Origin of the sequence: Streptosporangium vulgare (assembly GCF_042428775.1) — a bacterium.
GTDB classification, from domain to species: Bacteria; Actinomycetota; Actinomycetes; order Streptosporangiales; family Streptosporangiaceae; genus Streptosporangium; species Streptosporangium vulgare.
Map to the genome: position 1 here is coordinate 1 of NZ_JBHMBS010000007.1, position 17,146 is coordinate 17,146.

Sequence of the window (17,146 nt, forward strand, 5' to 3'; positions counted from 1 at the left end):
TCCCGGTAGACGACCGGGTTGATAGGCTGGAAGTGGAAGCGCAGTAATGTGTGGAGCTGACCAGTACTAATAGGCCGAGGACTTGACCACAAAGCAATTTGCTCGCGTCCACTAGGCAATTCTGAGACAACAAACAATGGTTTGTGTGTTTCATAGGGTTACGGCGGTTATGGCGAAGGGGAAACACCCGGTTACATTCCGAACCCGGAAGTTAAGCTCTTCAGCGCCGATGGTACTGCACCGGGGACGGTGTGGGAGAGTAGGTCACCGCCGGACAATCTTTTGAGGGCCCCCACCTTTCGGTGGGGGCCTTCGTGTTTTCCGGGGAGTTTCCCCTCAAGGATTTCCCGGAGGGTTTCCCGGGGGCTTCGCGCGCTCTTTCCAGAGCTCTTCCCGGTCCTTCCTGGCTTGTTCTGGCTCGTTTTGGAGGCCGGCCTTTTCGGAGCATCCCCCGGAGGGGCATCTGAGGTTTCCCGGTTCCTGGGGTTTCTCGATCTCCTCAAGATCTCCCTGGATGTTTGGCCTTTCGAGGCTCCTCGCCTTCCGGAGGTTCCCGAGGTCCGGGCCTCTTGATTTCGGGGTCTCCGGTTTTCGGGGATTTCCAGGGAAGGGCCTCCACCGCAGGTGGAGGCCCTTCCCGCGTTGTGAGGATGTTCTCTGGGTGATCTTCGGCTCTGTCTGGGCTCTTGTGGCAACGCGGCGATCGCCGGGTCAGATGGCTTCATGTTTCTCTCGAGAACCGCCCACAAAGGATCCACCGCCATGGTCATGATCATTTGTTGGCGCCGAGGGAAGGGCGTGTGGACTTTCAGGGGCTTGCTAGGCTGGAGAGGCCGGGCCACCCCACCTGCGGGTGGCCTTCGTCGCGCCAGACCACGATAGGGCGGGGCAGCGATAGCGAACGGGGCGCACCCCGCGGCCGGAGACCGCCCGCACAGCGAATCGTCCCATCCGATCGAAGAGACGGGACGCGCTCGCAGAGTGAGCCAACGAATGGACCAGAAGTGAACAGTGACAACGGGCCTGAGGGCGCCGGTCGACGCGAAGAGGGCGAAAACCGCGGATCCGGTGGCCAGGGAGGCCACCGCAGCGATCGCGCAGGTGGTGACAGGGGACGTCCGGGCGACGGTCCCCGATATGGTGAGCGCCGAGAGGGGCGCCCAAGCGGTTCTTACGGCTCTCGTGATCGTGGCGACCGGCCGTCCTACAACCGTGACGACCGTGGTTCCGGCCGCCCCGCCTTCAACCGTGACGACCGCCCGGGGGGCGGGCAGAGGTCCTCAGGGCCGCGTGGCGAGGGTCAGCGCTCTTACGGTGACCGTGACCAGTCCCGCGGTGGTTCCTACGGAGCCCGTGACCGTGGGGACCGGCCGTCCTACAACCGTGACGACCGTGGTTCCGGCCGCCCCCCGTCCAATCGCGATGACCGTCCGGGCGGGGGGCGTCCGCCCTTCAACCGTGATGACCGTCCCGGTGGCGGGTATCGCGGTGATCGTCCTTCGTTCAACCGTGACAGTCGTGGTGGGGATCGTCCGCCGTTCAATCGTGATGATCGTGGTTCCGGCCGTCCTCCCTTCAACCGCGATGATCGCCCCTCGTCCAACCGCGATGACCGTGGTGGTGAGCGTCGTTCGTACGGGGATCGTGACCAGTCGCGTGGTCAGTATGGTTCGCGTCCCGACAGTGGCGAGCGCAGGCCGTTCAACCGTGACGACCGTCCCGGTGGGGGGCGTCCGCCCTTCAACCGTGATGACCGTCCCGGTGGCGGGTATCGCGGTGATCGTCCTTCGTTCAACCGTGACAGTCGTGGTGGGGATCGTCCGCCGTTCAATCGTGATGATCGTGGTTCCGGCCGTCCTCCCTTCAACCGCGATGATCGCCCCTCGTCCAACCGCGATGACCGTGGTGGTGAGCGTCGTTCGTACGGGGATCGTGACCAGTCGCGTGGTCAGTATGGTTCGCGTCCCGACAGTGGCGAGCGCAGGCCGTTCAACCGTGACGACCGTCCCGGCGGGGGGCGTCCGCCCTTCAACCGCGATGACCGTCCCGGTGGCGGCTACCGTGGTGATCGGCCCGGCTACAACCGTGACGATCGTGGTGGGGACCGTCCGCCGTTCAACCGCGATGACCGTCCCGGTGGGGGGCGTCCGCCCTTCAACCGTGATGACCGTCCGGGTGGCGGGTATCGCGGTGATCGTCCTTCGTTCAACCGTGACAGTCGTGGTGGGGATCGTCCGCCGTTCAATCGTGATGATCGTGGTTCCGGCCGTCCTCCCTTCAACCGCGATGATCGCCCCTCGTCCAACCGCGATGATCGTGGTGGTGAGCGTCGTTCGTACGGGGACCGCGACCAGACCCGTAGTCGTTATGGCTCACGCCCGGATGGTGAGCGCAGGCCGTTCAACCGTGACGACCGTCCGGGCGGTGGCTACCGTGGTGATCGTCCTTCGTTCAACCGTGACGATCGTGGTGGGGACCGTCCGTCGTTCAACCGCGATGACCGTGGTGAGCGCAGGCCGTTCAACCGCGATGACCGTCCGGGCGGGGGGCGTCCGCCCTTCAACCGCGACGACCGTCCCGGTGGAGGGCGTCCCTTCGAGAGCCGCGACCGCGACGGTGAGGGGTCCCGTACCCGCTATGGCCGGGATGACCGGTCCGGCGGCCGCGACGAGGCTCCCAGCAGCCAGCGTGAGGAGCTGCCGGAGCTCGCCCCGGACATCACCGCGGAGGAGCTCGACAAGGAGATCCGCGAGGAGCTGCGCTCCCTTCCGCTCGACCTCGCGGATCTGATCTCCCGCCACCTGGTGGCGGCCGAGAGGGCTCTCGGTGAGGACGACGCGGAGCGGGCGTACGAGCACACGAAGGTCGCTCGTCGCTTCGCGGCCAGGATCGGGGTGATCCGCGAGGCCGTCGGCATCGCGGCCTACCGGGCCGGCCACTTCTCAGAGGCGCTCAGTGATCTGCGCGCGGCTCGCCGGATGACGGGTTCCGACTCGTTCCTGCCGATCATGGCGGACTGCGAGCGTGGCCTTGGTCGTCCCGAGCGCGCCCTTGACCTGGTCCGCTCCAAGGAGGCCGAGCGGCTCGACCGCGTTGGCAAGATCGAACTCGCCATCGTGGAGTCCGGCGCCCGGAGGGATCTCGGCCAGAACGACGCCGCGGTCATCACCCTCCAGCGCCTTCCCGAGCTGCGTGACACCCGTCCCCAGCCCTGGTCGGCCCGTCTCGCCTTCGCCTACGCCGACGCGCTGTCGGTGGCGGGTCACGAGGGGCCGGCCACCGAGTGGTTCGGCCGGGCGATGGCCTTCGACGAGGATGGCGAGACCGACGCGGCCGAGCGTTACGCGGAGCTGACGGGCGCCCTCATCGAGGATCTCGAAGAGGACGACGACGAGGACGGGGAAGTCATCGATGACGACACCCGCTCTCAGGGCGGCGCCGATGACGAGATCGACACCGACGACGTCCTCCACATCGACGATGACGCCGACATCGACGACGTCGCGGATCTGGACGCCGAGATCGAGGCCGAAGACGATCTCTTCGACGAAGAGTTCAGCGGGAGCCGGGCCGCTGACGCTCCGGGCAACGGCTTCTCCGGCGAAGAGGAGTCTTCCGAGAGGGCCTCTTCCGAGAAGATCTCCGAGAACGAGACGGTCGACGCCGAGCGGAAGGCGGAGGAGAAGCCCGGCAAGGTGGAGCGCGCCGTCGGCCCGGCCTTCATCGAGCCTGACTTCGGCGACATCCTCAGCGACGCCCCTGATGCCGGCTCCGACGGAGACGACGACCTGGACGAGGATCCGGACGGGGACGACGAGCAGGGCCTTGGCCGGGGCAAGACCGAGAAGAAGTAGTTCCCGAGGACCTTCAGCACATTCCGGGTGTGCGGAGCCGTGCACCCGGAATGTGGAAGGCGTCTCCAGGGTGATCCTGGGCCTCGCGTCCTCACGGCTGGACCCGGTCCAGCCAGTGCAGGATGCCGGCCACATTGGACGGGGCGCCGCTCAGCAGTTCGAACTGCTCGGCGGTCGCCTCGTCCGCGTTCAGGGCCGCGTAGCGCTCGCGGGTGCGCTCCCTGACCATGGCGGCGGCGTGATCCAGGTCCATGCCCTCCGTGCGGGCCTGACGGGTCATATCGACCCAGACGCGAAGCTCCTCGGCGGAACGTCCCAGGATCTCCTCCACATCCGCGACCGGTCCGTAGTGACTGAAGAGCAGTCTTTGCGGACCCAGTGCCTTGAACAGGGCGATCGAGTCCAGCGCGGTTCGCAGGTCGAAGTCCGGCGGGGGCGTGGCGGGGCGCAGATCGCCCGTTTCGGGAAGGTAGACCCCGGCCGCGTCGCCGACGTAGAGGTCTCCGGTGCCGGAGTCGATCAGCCCCACATGGTGTCTGGCATGCCCTGGTGAGTAATGGCTGTTCAGGGTGCGTCCGTTGCCGAGGTCGATCGTGTCGGTGTCGCCGAGCGCGCGGATCCGCGAGGCTTCCGTGGGGGAGAGCTCGCCGAACAGGGTGTCCAGCTTGTCGCCCCAGACCATCCGCGCGCTGGCCATCAGCCTGGATGGGTCGGCGAGATGCCGGGCACCCTTCTCGTGAACCACGATCTCCGCATCCGGGTAGAAACCGGCGATGTCGCCGACCCCGCCCGCGTGATCCAGGTGGATGTGCGTGACGACGACCGTGGCGAGGTCTCCCGGGCCGACGCCCAGCGAGGTCAGGGCGTCGCGCACCACCGGAGCGGAGGTGGAGGTGCCGGTCTCGACCAGGCAGGGACGGTCTCCGAGGATCAGGTATCCGGCCGTGATGCTCGAATATCCGGCCATCCTCGTGTCGATCTCATAGACGTCCCCGCCGAGGGCGGTGATGTTTTCCACAGGCCACCTCATAACTGGAACCGGCGTCCACAGAACAGTATTCGGCCATTCCTGCGCGGCTCACATCGTAGAGAGTCGTCCTCGACCGGCAGGATCGAGGAGGATCGCATGGATCGTAACGAGGTCATTCTCGTGGGACGCCTACCTGAGGCGGCCCACATCAGGTCGTTGCCGAGCGGGAGCAGGCTCGGCACCTGGCGCCTGATCGTTCGGCGGCGGCACCGCGGGCGTGGCGCCCGGGTCGACACGATTCCGTGTGCCTCGTTCGAGCTTGAGGTGATCGAGGCCGTGGCCGGCTGGCTGCCCGACGACATCGTCGAGGTGACGGGTTCGCTGCGTCGTCGCTGGTGGGGGAGTGAGGGGGCGAAATCGTCCGGATACGAGGTCGAGGTGTGTTCGGCGAGACGTCTCGAGCGCAGGGTGACCACCATCCTGACCGGCGACGAGGGAGTTCCGGTGCCCGCCCCGCCCCGGCCGGTGCGCTCACTTCTGCACGCGGGGCAGGAGGACACCGAGCAGGGAGATACCGGGGAGGGGGATGTCGGGCAGGGAGATGCTGTGCAGGAGAGCCCCGGGCAGGGGAGCATTGAGCGGGGCGCGGAGCCGTGGCTCCCCCCGGGCAAGCCTGACCTCATCTCAGCCGGGCCGGCTCTCGCTCCGACCAGATCGGACGTCACTTCGGCCGGAGAAACGGATCCCGCCCCAGTCGGACCGGTTTCCGTCGCGTCCGGACCGGTTTCCGTCCCTGTCGGAGTGAGATCCGGTCTGGCCGGACCGGATCTCGTCGGGCTGGATTCCGCCCTGGTCACGCCGGGTCTCGTTCCGGCCGGGCTGGATTCGGGTCCGGTCGGGCAGGGGCTCACTCCGACCGGGCGGGGTGCTGCCCCGGCGGGGCCTGAGGCTCCCGCCCCGGCTCCATCGGACATCGCTCCGGAAGGTGTGCCGGTGTTGGTTCCGCGAGCCGCGGAGGCGTCGATTTCGGGCCGTTCGCGGGTGCCTCACCTCACGACGCGTGCGGACGCGGTCTCCGGGGCGGGCGCGTGACCGGTGTCCTTCTTCGTGTGCATCCGATGTCCCGGGATCCCGGAGTTTCGTGGGGATCCGGTGCCCTCTCAGGATTCGGGCTCTCCCAACTCTCAGGGGCCGGGCTTCTCGGAGGGCGGGTTGTCCGTGGGCGATGTCCGCCCCGGGGTGAGCAGGCGCAGGACCAGGCCGGTCCTGGGCTTGGGGCCGAAGGAGGTGGATTTGCGAGGAACCCGTTCTCCCTGGGCCGCGACCGCGAGCACATCGTCGACGGCGAGCGGGCGCAACAGCACCGCGGTTCCACCGGAGGCCCGTGCGAGCCGTACGGCGGCCTCCGGGTCGTGGTGGACGATGCGCACCGACAGCTCGTCGTCCCGCATCCCCCAGACCTTCGGCAGGAGAAACTCCGCGAGGATGGAGGTGTTCAGCGCTCGCCATCTGGCCGAGCGTTCGGACGGCATGGCGCGTTCGAGCTGATCGGGGTCAGGGTCGGTGAGAAGGTGGGTGAGCCCGCCGGAGGAGAGCAGGTAGGCCGGTCCGCTGGTCTCGTCCAGCGCGGCCAGGCCTTCGGTCAGGTCCGTGTGCTCCTGCACCCGCCACGAGCCCCTGGCCTTGGCCAGCGCCTCCTCGAGCGGCAACTCGGGAATGACCCGGTGGATGGCCTTCAGATCCGGTGGATAGGCGCTGGAGTCCACCAGGAGCGCGAGGCCGAAATCCCACGGCTCGGGTTCCGCGGAGCTCAGTGGCGTCACCGATTCCGTGGGTGCGGTGAGGGCCATGGGCGCGGTGGACACCGCTGGTGTCACCGGTTCCACCGCTGTCAGAGGGCTCTTCTGTGTCAGCGGTGCCACAGGTCTCATGGCACCCACGGGTTCCGCCGGTGTCACGGCACCTGGGGGCTCCGCCGATATCACGGGTGCGGTCTCCGCCGGTGTCACCCCGTCCGTGGTCTCCACCCGCCCCAGGAGAGTCCCTGTCACACCTGCTGCGTCTGCGGAGGCTGCCGCGTCGGTCGTGGCCGTCGCACCGCCTGTGGAGGCACGGTGTTGCCGCTGGAGCGCGAGGTAGGTGGCGTAACGATGGTGCCCGTCGGCGATGAGGGCCTGGCGGGGGCGGAGATCGGCGTCGATGGAGGCGAGCTCCCCGGCGTCGGTGACGGCCCACAGCCGGTGCCTGACCTCGTCTTCGGTCTTCGCCTCCGCCAAGGGGGGCCGGGACTCGGCGATGCGGTCGACGAGGCGGGTGGTGGCGCCGCCCGCGCCGTCGTAGAGCAGGAAGATGGGTTCGAGGTTGGCTTCTGTGGTGCTCATCAGCGCCAGCCGGTCGGCGACCGGTCCGGGCATCACGTTCTCGTGAGGCAGGACGATGTGCAGTTCCGGGCCGGCCAGGCCCACGTCGCCGATGATCCCGCGCTGCAGGACTCCAGGCCCCGACTGCTCGTAGACGTAGACGGCGGGCGTCTCGTCGGCGGCCAGCACCCCGGAGGAGAGCCATTGGTGAAGCGTTTCCCGCGCCTCGGCGTATCTGTGCTGGTCGGTGCCAGGAAGGATCAAGCGCACCACGTTGTTGGGGTGGGTGTCGAGCAGCCTTCGCACGCCGGCCTCGTCGATGAGGTCGTAAGGCGGTGAGGTGACCCCGGCCAGATCGTTGACCGTGAACCGTACGCCGCGAAACGGGCGTAGCACCAGCCCGCCGGGTATCGGCAGTTCAGGATTCGCCATAGAGGGCATGCTGCCATAAAGGCCTGAAACGGCCGGGGGTCGCTTCAAGTCTGTGGTGCCCGGTCCGTCAGGGAATCGGCCAGATCTGTCGTCTGTCGATGAAGGAGGCCTCACATAATGGTCCAAGGACGTGGCGGTCCGTCTGATTCCCCCAGCCCCGAGACGGGCGCTCCGGCCGGGGACGTCTACGAATGGTTCCAACGAGGGATGAGACTGCTGGGTGAGGGCAGTCCGGCGGCGGCGGCAGCGTTGCTGGAGCGGGCGGCCGACGCGGAGCCGGAGTCGCGGAGCATCCGGGAGGCTCTCGCCAGGGCGCAGTTCAACTCCCGGCAGTACGCCGACGCCGCCGACAGTTTCCGCTGGATCATCGATGCCAACCCCGCTGAGGACTACGCGTATTTCGGGCTCGGGCTCGCCCTCTGGCGTACCGGGGACATGGAGGGGGCTCAGGAGCCGCTGGCCATCGCCGTCGCGATGCGACCCGACCTGCGGCACTACGTTTCCGCGCTGAAGAGCGTTCGCGCCACGTTGCGCGCTCGCAGGATGTGATCCAGAGGGGTACGCCACCGTGACCCCGTGACCCCGTGACCCCGTGTTCGCGTGTTCGCGGGACGCGGTTCATGTGATCTGCGCGGGCTGTCAGCGCGGTCGTGGGCGTCTGTCGTATGTGAGGCGTATGTGATCTGTGTGATGAGGCCGCCGGTGTGGCCGTAGGCGCGCATGTCCGCCGTATGTGATCCGTGTGGGGCCGCCGGTGTGGTGGTCAGGTGTCTGTTGTGCGTGGTTCGTGTGGGGCTTCCGGCGTGGCCGGTAGGCGTCCGGCGTGGACGAACCCATGGCGGTCTTCCATGTCGGCCTGCCGCACATCGGCCTGCCGATAGGGCCGATAGATGCTTGTCGGATGTGATCTGGGCGGGTTCGCCGGGTGTGATCCAGGCCGCTCTGTCGCATGGACCCGTGCGGATGGTGGAACGCGGTGATGAAATGGGCCGGTGGACACGAATACGCTGATCGACCCGTACGACACTCTTCTCCTTGACCTCGACGGGGTGGTGTATCTCGGGCGCGACGCCGTACCGGCGGCTCCCGAGGCCCTGGGCCGGGCGGCGGAGCGTGGTGTGCGCCTCGCCTACGTCACCAACAACGCCTCGCGCACCCCCGCCGCCATCGCCCAGCACCTGCGTGCGCTGGGCGCTCCGGCGAACCCCGAGGATGTCGTGACCTCCGCCCAGGCCGCCGCGCGGCTCGTGGCCGAGCGGGTCGAACCGGGCGCCGCGGTGCTGGTGGTCGGCGGGATGGGGCTGCGCTCCGCGCTGCGCGCCCACGGGCTGCGTCCGGTCAGCACCGCCCTGGACGCCCCGGTCGCGGTCGTCCAGGGCATCGCTCCCGATCTCTCCTACGGGCTGCTGGCCGAGGGAACGCTCGCCGTGAGGGAGGGGGCGCTCTTCGTCGCCGCCAACGCCGACGCGACCATGCCGACCGGCAGGGGCGAGCTGCCCGGCAACGGCGCGATGATCAGGGTCATCGCCACGGCGACCGGTGTGGAGCCGATCGTCGCGGGAAAGCCCGAGCCGCCCCTGCACCGGGAGTCGATGCTCCGTACCGGGTCGCGGAGACCCCTGGTGGTCGGCGACCGGCTCGACACCGACATCGAGGGGGCGAACAACGCGGGGGTGGACAGCCTGCTGGTCCTGACCGGGGTGGCGAGCCCGCTCGACGTGCTGACCGCCGTTCCACGGCACCGGCCCACCTACGTCGCCGGTGATCTGTCCGACCTGCACCGGCCCTACCCCGAGGTGCGGCGGAGCGGGAACGGATGGACCTGTGAGGGATGGACGGCCCGCTGGGAGGATGGCGCGCTCACCCTCGAAGGCGAGGGCGAGCCGCTCGACGGGCTCCGCGCCGCGTCCGCCGCGACCTGGGAGGCTGTGGGCGAGGACGGGGCGGACGAGGACATGGTGAAGGCGGCACTCGACTTCGTGCTCCCGCCGCGTACCCCGCGCTCCGGCTGAAGGCTGGAACGGCCGCCCGGACCCTCGCTCCCGGGGCGCGTGGGTCCCGGGCGATGCCGCGCGATGACCGGGAGGCGGTGGCCGGACCGGCCGTCGGCGGCTTCGGGGACTCTCCTCCCGCGTGTCCCGACTTCCGCGTGATCCCGCCCGAGGGCGGGATCCTCAGAGAAGCTTGCGCAGGCGGAGAAGGTCACCGAAGCTGGCGTCGACCTTGACCCGCCCGCTGAAGACGGCCCGTCCCATGTCGAGCTCCCCGTTGACCAGGGAGACGAGATCGTCGCTGCCGATGGTCAGTTTCACCTCGGCCTGTCTGCCGTCGTTCGCGGGCAGATCCTCGAAGGGGCCGAGGCCGCCGTGGTGGATGTGGCCGTAGAAGGTGACGCCGAGATCCTTGACGTGGCAGCTGATGCTGCGCTCGACCACGTGCTTGGCGCGGCTTTCCTGGTCAACCTCGTCGAACTGCTCGCCGAGTTTGCGCAGTGCCACCCGGCACTCGTCGACGGTCGCCATCGCGTGGCGCTCCCTTCTCTCCCTGACCGATCCGGATCCCTTTCAGGTACGGACGGTAGCGTTCCACATGGGTACGGCATGCAATCCGGCGCGGGGGGTGCCGGAGAAAGAGGCGTCTGCCATGTCGTCAGAACATCACGTGGGTACGCGCCGGCGGTCGCCGACCTTAATGGGATGACAACGAGCGAGCCCCCCGTGATAGTTCACGGTTTACCCATTTTTAGAGAACCCCTTCCCTTCTGGCCCACGCCGGGCGGGCCCGTGTCGGATCGCTCTGTGCGGGACCGGCCGACGCCGGGAGGGGGCGGGTTCCCCGGGCGGGCGCCGGGAGGGGCATGGAGGCGGCGAGACCGCGGGCACGGTGCGGGCACGGTGCGGGCACGGTGCGGGCACGGTGCGGGCACGGTGCGGGCACGGTATGGGCGGAAAAGGCGGAAGGACCCGCCGGGACGACGAGGGGCGCGGGTTCCGATACGGTCGGGGAATCCACGGGCGCGGAGCCGGCGAGCGTCGTGCTCGTGCGGCGGCGGCCGTGTCCGTACGGAGGACGGGCCGCCGAGACGGTCACGAGGGCCGAGGCGGCCAGGAGCGGTTCCGGAGGGGGCGCATGACGGACCTGCTGGAGGAGACGGACGAGACGGGCGACGAGCGGGTGGACGCCGCGCTGGGCGGGCTGACCCGCCTAGGCACCCTGCCCGTCTCGGCGCACGCGGACGTCTTCGAGGAGGTGTTCGGCGGCCTGGACCAGGCGCTCGCCTCGGTGAACGACGTCTCGGGGCGGGAGCGGGAGCCGGAACCGGTGGACGGCACCCCGGAGCGGCGCCCGTGAGCCGGCGGACACGCCTCGACAGCGAGCTCGTCCGCCGGAAGCTGGCGCGGTCCCGGGAGCAGGCGGCCCAGCTCATCGAGGCCGGCCGGGTCAGCGTCGGCGGCCAGGTGGCCGCCAAGCCCGCGACCCAGGTCGACACGGCTTCGGCGATCGTGGTCGCGGAGGCGGCGGAGGGGCCCGACTACGTCTCCCGGGGCGCGCACAAGCTCCTCGGCGCGCTGGAGGCCTTCGGTCCCCTCGGCCTCACCGTGGAGGGGCGTCGCTGCCTCGACGCGGGTGCCTCGACCGGGGGCTTCACCGACGTGCTGCTGCGCGCCGGGGCGGCCCACGTGCTGGCCGTCGACGTCGGGTACGGCCAGCTCGCGTGGTCGCTGCGGACCGACGACAGGGTCACGGTCATGGAGCGGGTCAACGTCAGGGACCTGAAACCCGACATGGTCGGCGAGGCCCCCACGCTGATCGTCGGTGATCTCTCCTTCATCTCCCTGCGTCTGGTGCTGCCGGCCCTGGCCCTGTGCGCCGCCGGGCGGGCCGACTTCGCGATGCTGGTCAAACCCCAGTTCGAGGTCGGCAGGGAGCGGGTCGGCGCGGGCGGGGTCGTCCGTGACCCGGAGCTTCGCGCCGGAGCGGTGCGGGACGTGGCCGAAGCCGCCCGAACCCTCGGCCTGAGCGTGCGAGGGGTCACCGCGAGCCCGCTGCCGGGCCCGTCGGGAAACGTCGAGTACGTCATCTGGCTGGGCAAGGGAGAGGGCGCTCCACCGGTCCCCGACCTTGACGCGGAGATCGAGCGGGCGGTGGCGGAGGGCCCCCGGTAGGTCTCGTAGGCCCCTCACCCGCCGAGGCCCCGGGCACCCCGCTTCCCGGCCTCCCCGCCCTCCAATTCGCCACCGGTCGCCCGCCAGGAGAAATCCCTTGAGGTCCCACAGCAGCTCCACAGGCGTTTCATCGCTCCGCAGGTCCGGTGGGGGCACCGCCGGGCACACTCGTAGTGGCCCGGCCGCAGCCACCGCCGGGCACGGTACCGAAACGCGCGGCGCCGCGCCGCGTCTCCTTCCCCGCCCCGGGGCGGGGATCTCCACGCTCAAGGAGAGTCGATGACTGCCAAGCGCACCGTGCTGGTCACCGCGCACACCGGGCGGGAGGCGGCCGTCGACAGCGCCCGGATGGTGATCCAGCGGTTCGTGGACGCAGGGCTGACCGTACGCGTTCTGAGTGCCGAGGCCGACGAGATCGCCTGCGCGGGAGCCGACGTGGTACCCGCGGGTTCGGCGGCGGTCGACGCCGCCGAGATGATGATCGTGCTCGGCGGGGACGGCAGCCTCCTGAGGGCCGCCGAGCTCGCCCGCCCGGCCGGGGTGCCGCTGCTGGGGGTGAACCTCGGCCACGTGGGATTTTTGGCCGAGGCCGAGGTGGAGGACCTGGCGGACGCGGTCGACAGCGTGGTCGACGGCCGCTACGACGTCGAGGAGCGGATGACCATCGAGGTCACCGCCCGCCTCAACGGCAAGCTGCTGGCCGACAGCTGGGCGCTGAACGAGGCCACCGTCGAGAAGAGCGAGCGGATGCTGGAGGTGGTCGCCGAGATCGACGGGCGCCCGCTGTCGCGCTGGGGATGCGACGGGGTGATCTGCGCCACGCCGACCGGTTCGACCGCGTACGCCTTCTCCGCCGGGGGCCCGGTCGTGTGGCCCGAGGTGGAGGCCCTGCTGCTGGTGCCCATCAGCGCCCACGCCCTGTTCGCCCGGCCTCTGGTGGTCTCTCCCCGCTCCAAGCTGGCGCTGGAGATCCAGACGGAGACGGCGGGCGCGGTGCTGTGGTGCGACGGCCGCCGCAGGTTCGACCTGCCCGCCGGGGCGAGGGTGGAGCTCAGACGGGCCGAGCTGCCGGTGAGGCTCGCGCGGCTGCACGGCGTGGAGGACACCGGGGCGCCGTTCACCGACAGGCTGGTCGCCAAGTTCGATCTCCCTGTACAGGGGTGGCGTGGCCGTGTGAGGCCCTAGTTCGTCCGGGCGGGCGACGCCTCGAGCGCGTAGGATCGTGCCCGCGCACCGCACTGATGTTCGGTGAATTCGATGTGACGGGAGGGACCAGTGCGACCTAGAGTCGAGGAGGTCCGCATCCAGGGGCTCGGCGTGATCGACGAGGCCGTCCTGGAGCTGGCGCCGGGATTCACCGTGGTCACGGGCGAGACGGGCGCTGGTAAGACCATGGTGGTGACCGGTCTGGGGTTGCTGTTCGGCGGCCGCGCCGATCCCGCCCGGGTCCGCCCCGGCTCCGGCAAGACGACCATCGAGGGCACGCTGATCGTCGACCCCGCGGGACGGGTCGCCCAGCAGGTGCAGGACGTGGGCGGCGTGGTCGAGGACGGCGAGCTGATCATCTCGCGGACGGTCTCCGTCGAGGGGCGCAGCCGCGCCTGGCTGGGCGGGCGCACCGTTCCCGTCGGCACCCTCACCTACCTGGCCGAGGACCTGGTGGCCGTGCACGGCCAGATGGACCAGCAGCGGCTGCTGCAGCCGGGCCGCCAGCGGGCCGCCCTCGACCGCTACGCCGGCGAGGAGCTGGTCAAGCCGCTGCGCGCCTACGAGCAGGCCTACAAACGGCACAGGAAGGTCGCGGAGCAGCTGGCCGAGCTGACCACCAGGGCCAGGGAGCGGGCCCAGGAGGCCGACCAGCTCAGGTTCGGGCTCGGCGAGGTCGAGAAGGCCGACCCCAAGGCCGGCGAGGAGATCGAGCTGCGCGAGGAGGAGGAGCGGCTCTCCCACGCCGACTCCCTCAGGGGGGCCGCCGAGACGGCGCACCGGGCGCTGCTCGGCGACCCGCTGTCCGGCGAGCAGGCCATGCCGGACGCCATCGCGCTGATCGGCGAGGCCCGCGCGGCCGTCGAGGCGGTGCGCGACTTCGACCCCGCGCTCGCCGGGATCGCCGACCGGCTCGCGGAGGCGGGCTATCTGATCTCCGACGTCGCCACCGAGCTGGCCGCGTACTTCGAGTCGGTCGACGCCGACCCGGGCCGGCTCGCGGTCGTGCAGGAGCGGCGGGCCGTGCTCACCCACGTCATCCGCAGGTACGGCCAGGACACCGCGGAGGTGCTCGCCTGGGCCGCGCGGGCCGCGGCCCGGGTGGCGGAGCTCGACGGCGACGACGACCGCATCGGCGAGCTCACCCGCGAGCACGAGGAGATCACCGAGCGCCTCACCGAGCTGGCCGCCGAGCTGACCCGGGTCAGGACGGCGGCCGCGGAGCGGTTCGGGCGGGCCGTGACCGAGGAGCTCACCGCGCTGGCCATGCCGCACGCCAGGGTGGTGGTCACCATCGCCGCCGCCCCCGAGTTCGGCCCGCAGGGCGTCGACGAGGTCGAGCTGCGCATGGCGCCGCACCCGGCCTCACCGCTCCTGCCGCTGAACAAGGGCGCCTCCGGCGGTGAGCTGAGCCGGGTGATGCTCGCCATCGAGGTGGTGTTCGCCGGTGCCGACCCGGTCCCGACGTTCGTCTTCGACGAGGTCGACGCGGGCGTGGGCGGCAAGGCCGCGGTGGAGATCGGCCGCAGGCTGGCACGGCTGGCCCGCACCTCCCAGGTGATCGTCGTCACCCACCTTCCGCAGGTCGCGGCCTTCGCCGACCAGCATCTCGTCGTGGAGAAGGCCGACGACGGGAGCGTGGTGCGCAGCGGCGTGATCGCCCTCGACAAGGACGGCAGGGCGCGCGAGCTCTCCCGCATGCTCGCCGGGCTGGAGGACTCCGAGCTGGGCCGCGCGCACGCCGAGGAGCTGCTGTCGATCGCCGCCGCCGACAAGGCGTGACGGGACGGCGGAGACAGCCCGAATGGGCCGGATAAAGAAGTGACGGGGCCTGTGACGGGTTGAAAGAGTAATTCGCATGTTCCGGGGGAGTAGGGGCGGGGGTTTCGGGTGACGGATCTGACACGCTGCCGGCTGTTTGGCTCTCCTGGTCGTTCCCTCTGGCAGGATGGTCGTGATGAAGGTGCCGATTGACGGGCTGAAAGACAGGCTCACCGGGTACCTCCGCCGCAGGAAGGTCACCGACCTTCCCGGGGTGACGGCAGTGGCGAGAATCGATCGGCGGACCAAGAGGCTGACCAAGCGCCTCAGGGCCGGGGAAATCGCGATTATCGATCACGTTGACGTTGACCGGGTGAGCGCGGAGGCGCTTGTCGCGTGCGGCGCGGCGGGTGTCGTCAACGTCGCCGCCGGCATCAGCGGCCGCTATCCCAACCTGGGCCCGCAGATCATCGTCGACGCCGGGGTGCCGTTCGTCGACAACGCCACCCCCGAGCTGTTCGAGCGGATCAAGGACGGCGACCTGGTCAGGCTCCACGAGGGCGTCATCCACCTCGACGACGAGGTGGTCGGCAAGGGCGACGTGCAGACGGCCGAGTCCGTCGAGGCCGCGATGAGCGAGGCGCGGGCCGGGCTGACGGTGCAGATCGAGGCGTTCGCGGCCAACACCATGGAGTACGTCCGCCGCGAGCGCGACCTCCTCATCGACGGGATCGGCGTCCCCGACGTCCGGACCGTCATGGAGGGCAGGCACGTCCTCATCGTGGTGCGCGGTTACCACTACAAGGAGGACATCGCCGCCCTCCGCCCCTACATCCGCGAGTACCGCCCGGTCATGATCGGCGTGGACGGCGGCGCGGACGCGCTGCTGGAGGCCGGATACCTGCCCGACATCATCGTCGGGGACTTCGACTCGGTCTCCACCAAGGCGCTCACCACCGGCGCCGAGCTGGTCGTGCACGCCTACCGCGACGGCAGGGCGCCGGGTCTGGAGCGGGTCCAGCAGCTGGGCCGCACCGCGGTGCTCTTCCCCGCGATCGGCACCAGCGAGGACATCGCGATGCTGCTCGCCGACGACAAGGGCGCCGACCTCATCGTCGCCGTCGGCACCCACGCGACCCTGGTGGAGTTCCTCGACAAGGGCCGCTCCGGCATGGCCAGTACCTTCCTCACCCGCCTGCGGGTGGGCAGCAAGCTCATCGACGCGAAAGGCGTCAGCCGGCTCTACCGCAGCCGGATCTCCACACCGTCCCTGCTCCTGCTCGTCGCCACCACGCTGATCACCATGGGGGTGGCGATCGTCGTCTCCCCGGTGGGCAAGATCTGGCTGGACAGCATGCGCGACGTCTGGAGCGGCTTCATCTTCTGGCTGGTCGGACTCTTCTCGTGATCGATTTCCGCTATCACCTCGTCTCCATCGTCGCGATCTTCCTCGCGCTGTCGGTCGGCATCGTGCTGGGCACCACCCTGCTCGAAGACCCCGTCATCAAGGCGAGCGAGCTGGCCGTCAACCAGTTCCGCGAGGGCAACAACGAGCTCCGCGACCAGGTCGAGGCCCTGCAGAAGCGCGAGGCCGCCAACGACGCCTTCGTGACCTCCGACACCCCCCGGCTGGTCGGGGACGCGCTCGCCGGCGAGAGCATCGTGATCGTCGAGGCCCCGGGCAGCACGACGAGCGTGCGCGAGGCGGCGCAGCAGGTGATCGAGGAGGCCGGGGCGACCGTGACCGGCCGGATCACCCTCACCGAGCGATACACCGATCCCGCCCAGGCGGGCTTCGTCGACAAGCTGGCCGTCGGCGCCAAGGCCCCCGAGACCGTCTTCTCCGTCGAGGACACGGCGTACGACAAGGCGGCCGAGGTGCTCGCCGGCGCGATCCTGACCAGTGACTCCAGCCAGGTGGGCAAGGAGCACCCGGCCGGGGCCGGCATCCTCGACGCCTTCCAGCGCGGCGGCCTGCTCACCGTCACCGACGAACCCGCCAAGCGCGCGGAGGCGGCCCTGGTGATCGCCCCGGCGGAGGCGTACACCGGGGAGACCGCGGGCGAGCAGGCGGGCGCGCTCGTGACGCTGGCGGTCGGCCTGGACGACGCGGGCCAGGGCACCGTGCTGGTCGGCACGCAGACCTCGGCCGCGACCGGCGGGGTGATCGCCGCGCTCCGCGAGGACGCGGCCCTCACCGAGAAGGTCTCCAGCGTCGACACCGCCGATATGCCCGCGGGACGGGTCGTGGTGGTCTACGCTCTCCGAGAGCAACTCACCGGGCTGGCCGGCCAGTACGGCATCGGCCCCGGCGTCTCCGGCATCGAGCCCAGCGCGACGCCGACCCCCACGCCCACGGCCGCCCCCACGGCCGCCACGGCCACCTCCGGAGGATGA

General features: G+C 70.0%; 13 protein-coding genes and 2 rRNA genes. 11 read left to right on the plus strand and 4 right to left on the minus strand.

From position 1 onward, the window contains the following. Both ACFFRH_RS16360 and rrf read left to right on the plus strand, forming a co-directional pair. A 23S ribosomal RNA gene (locus ACFFRH_RS16360) occupies positions 1–90 on the plus strand; the annotation flags it as partial. Between the two features lie 69 nt (positions 91–159). Then, positions 160–276, plus strand: a 5S ribosomal RNA gene (gene rrf, locus ACFFRH_RS16365). Between the two features lie 2,096 nt (positions 277–2,372). On the opposite strand, the gene ACFFRH_RS16370 is transcribed toward rrf, so the two are convergent. Beyond that, positions 2,373–2,801: a hypothetical protein gene (locus ACFFRH_RS16370; protein ID WP_386157360.1), complete on the minus strand. Its 429-nt coding sequence runs from the start codon at positions 2,799–2,801 to the stop codon at positions 2,373–2,375. A gap of 3 nt (positions 2,802–2,804) precedes the next feature. On the opposite strand from ACFFRH_RS16370, the gene ACFFRH_RS16375 reads away from it, so the two are divergent. Continuing rightward, positions 2,805–3,854, plus strand: a complete 1,050-nt coding sequence (locus ACFFRH_RS16375) for a hypothetical protein (RefSeq protein WP_386157362.1) — start codon at positions 2,805–2,807, stop codon at positions 3,852–3,854. Between the two features lie 91 nt (positions 3,855–3,945). Here the strand turns inward: ACFFRH_RS16375 and ACFFRH_RS16380 are convergent, their stop codons facing one another. Together ACFFRH_RS16380 and ACFFRH_RS16385 are read right to left on the minus strand one after the other, a co-directional pair. Then, positions 3,946–4,884 (minus strand): MBL fold metallo-hydrolase, encoded by a 939-nt coding sequence (locus ACFFRH_RS16380; RefSeq protein WP_386157365.1) that lies wholly within the window; start codon positions 4,882–4,884, stop codon positions 3,946–3,948. 1,124 nt (positions 4,885–6,008) lie between these two features. Further along, entirely contained in the window at positions 6,009–7,616 is a 1,608-nt protein-coding gene (locus tag ACFFRH_RS16385; protein WP_386157368.1) for a DUF1015 family protein, read from the minus strand. Between the two features lie 117 nt (positions 7,617–7,733). On the opposite strand from ACFFRH_RS16385, the gene ACFFRH_RS16390 reads away from it, so the two are divergent. After that, a complete protein-coding gene (locus ACFFRH_RS16390; RefSeq protein ID WP_386157370.1) occupies positions 7,734–8,165 on the plus strand; it encodes a tetratricopeptide repeat protein in 432 nt (143 codons plus the stop codon). Positions 8,166–8,608: 443 nt separating this feature from the next. Next, positions 8,609–9,628: an HAD-IIA family hydrolase gene (locus ACFFRH_RS16395; protein ID WP_386157373.1), complete on the plus strand. Its 1,020-nt coding sequence runs from the start codon at positions 8,609–8,611 to the stop codon at positions 9,626–9,628. A 162-nt stretch (positions 9,629–9,790) separates the two neighbouring features. On the opposite strand, the gene ACFFRH_RS16400 is transcribed toward ACFFRH_RS16395, so the two are convergent. Further along, positions 9,791–10,138, minus strand: a complete 348-nt coding sequence (locus ACFFRH_RS16400) for an SCP2 sterol-binding domain-containing protein (RefSeq protein WP_386157375.1) — start codon at positions 10,136–10,138, stop codon at positions 9,791–9,793. A gap of 607 nt (positions 10,139–10,745) precedes the next feature. On the opposite strand from ACFFRH_RS16400, the gene ACFFRH_RS16405 reads away from it, so the two are divergent. The 6 genes from ACFFRH_RS16405 (at position 10,746) to ACFFRH_RS16430 (ending at position 17,146) form a co-directional block, all read left to right on the plus strand. Further along, the gene (locus ACFFRH_RS16405; RefSeq protein ID WP_386157378.1) at positions 10,746–10,967 is read left to right on the plus strand and encodes a hypothetical protein; all 222 of its coding nucleotides are present in this window, start codon (positions 10,746–10,748) and stop codon (positions 10,965–10,967) included. Further along, the gene (locus ACFFRH_RS16410) at positions 10,964–11,782 is read left to right on the plus strand and encodes a TlyA family RNA methyltransferase (RefSeq protein ID WP_362698629.1); all 819 of its coding nucleotides are present in this window, start codon (positions 10,964–10,966) and stop codon (positions 11,780–11,782) included. The genes ACFFRH_RS16405 and ACFFRH_RS16410 overlap by 4 nt, the downstream gene beginning before the upstream one ends. A 279-nt stretch (positions 11,783–12,061) precedes the next feature. Beyond that, positions 12,062–12,967, plus strand: coding sequence for an NAD kinase (locus ACFFRH_RS16415; protein WP_386157382.1), 906 nt, complete (start codon positions 12,062–12,064; stop codon positions 12,965–12,967). A 90-nt stretch (positions 12,968–13,057) separates the two neighbouring features. Next, positions 13,058–14,770 (plus strand): DNA repair protein RecN, encoded by a 1,713-nt coding sequence (gene recN / locus ACFFRH_RS16420; protein WP_386157384.1) that lies wholly within the window; start codon positions 13,058–13,060, stop codon positions 14,768–14,770. 175 nt (positions 14,771–14,945) lie between these two features. Next, positions 14,946–16,157 (plus strand): putative cytokinetic ring protein SteA, encoded by a 1,212-nt coding sequence (gene steA, locus ACFFRH_RS16425; protein ID WP_386157387.1) that lies wholly within the window; start codon positions 14,946–14,948, stop codon positions 16,155–16,157. After that, positions 16,154–17,146, plus strand: coding sequence for a copper transporter (locus tag ACFFRH_RS16430; RefSeq protein ID WP_386157390.1), 993 nt, complete (start codon positions 16,154–16,156; stop codon positions 17,144–17,146). The genes steA and ACFFRH_RS16430 overlap by 4 nt, the downstream gene beginning before the upstream one ends.

Coding starts and splice junctions, on each gene's coding strand:
- ACFFRH_RS16400 (WP_386157375.1), bottom strand. CDS start 10,138: ATGGCGACCGTCGACGAGTGCCGGGTGGCACTGCGCAAACTCGGCGAG.
- ACFFRH_RS16405 (WP_386157378.1), top strand. CDS start 10,746: ATGACGGACCTGCTGGAGGAGACGGACGAGACGGGCGACGAGCGGGTG.
- ACFFRH_RS16380 (WP_386157365.1), bottom strand. CDS start 4,884: ATGAGGTGGCCTGTGGAAAACATCACCGCCCTCGGCGGGGACGTCTAT.
- ACFFRH_RS16385 (WP_386157368.1), bottom strand. CDS start 7,616: ATGGCGAATCCTGAACTGCCGATACCCGGCGGGCTGGTGCTACGCCCG.
- ACFFRH_RS16390 (WP_386157370.1), top strand. CDS start 7,734: ATGGTCCAAGGACGTGGCGGTCCGTCTGATTCCCCCAGCCCCGAGACG.
- ACFFRH_RS16415 (WP_386157382.1), top strand. CDS start 12,062: ATGACTGCCAAGCGCACCGTGCTGGTCACCGCGCACACCGGGCGGGAG.
- steA (WP_386157387.1), top strand. CDS start 14,946: ATGAAGGTGCCGATTGACGGGCTGAAAGACAGGCTCACCGGGTACCTC.